Raw genomic sequence first — 1,078 nt, forward strand, 5'->3', positions numbered from 1 at the left:
TCATTCCCTACTTTTACAAGTCGGGGGATACCTTGCGTCACAATAGCAAAAAAAGGTAAGTCTTTTTGGTGTTTACCAATAGTATTGACTACCGCAATTCTGGAGTTGGGTGTGACCTTGGCTGCTGAGAGCCCATTGGCGATTTCATACGATAATAAAGGAATATTGATTCCACGCCAGGATACAAGACCTAGAAAGTAATCTGGCTTAGTATCGCGGTTTTCAGGCGCTTGATAGCCTACTACTTCAGCGACGCTAACGTTAGGTAATAAGAGCTGGGTATTACTAACCGGTAGATATAGGCTAGAGATAACACTTTGAGCATCCGACACAATTAAACTCCTTTGTTTGTTTCTAAATTGCTAGCACTGGCGTCAGGTGCACTGTAGCAGCCAACTTTATTAATTAATGCTCGAGCCAGGTCTTTTGGAGATGCGGTGTATGCACTGCATTCAAGATCAATCACAGATTGCGGCATCGAGCCATTCGCACACCCATCTGGTGCTTGAGTCCATACTGAGCAGCCTTGCTTATGCATCGTAGGTGCCATCAACGAGCCGTCATTCCCCATGCCGCTAAATACGATCACATGGCAACGTTTTCCATAATGCGCAAACAGATTTCTTAATAAATGGTCAATTGATGGACCATAGGGTCCTTCCCATTCATTGTCTCTAATTGAGACACCATTAGATGAAAAGCAGACTTCATTGTCGACAGGAACGACGAGAACTTCGCCATCTTTAACTAAACAGCAGTCGGTTATAGGCTTTAGGTCGAGCATTGAATGACGGCCTAAGACGCGTGTTAGTACGCCCGAGAAGTGGGCATCGACATGCTGAGCATAAAGAAAGCCGGCTCTGATCGTAGATGGAATTTCATCCAGGAACTCTTTCACCGCTGCAGGACCACCGAGTGAGGCTGCTAGAACCCAAACGTCTTTAGATGGCGGATGAGACAGTCTGGGTGCCTTTTCGATGTCTGAAGGCTGGCTGAAAACGGGCTTAGACTGAGCTTTATCTATTGCGACGTGATTGGTGGCCTGGGAGTCTAGAGCGAGTATAGAGTCTTCTGATTC

2 protein-coding genes are annotated in these 1,078 nt (G+C 46.1%); both read right to left on the reverse strand.

Annotated features, from left to right (window positions below):
- Positions 1-332: chemotaxis protein CheW (locus A3756_RS23570; RefSeq protein ID WP_197481499.1), on the reverse strand; the 332-nt coding region annotated here is incomplete at its 3' end.
- Between the two features lie 2 nt (positions 333-334).
- On the reverse strand, positions 335-1,078 hold a 744-nt coding region (locus A3756_RS23575), incomplete at its 5' end, for a chemotaxis protein CheB (RefSeq protein ID WP_231875624.1).

The organism is Oleiphilus sp. HI0086 (genome assembly GCF_001635225.1).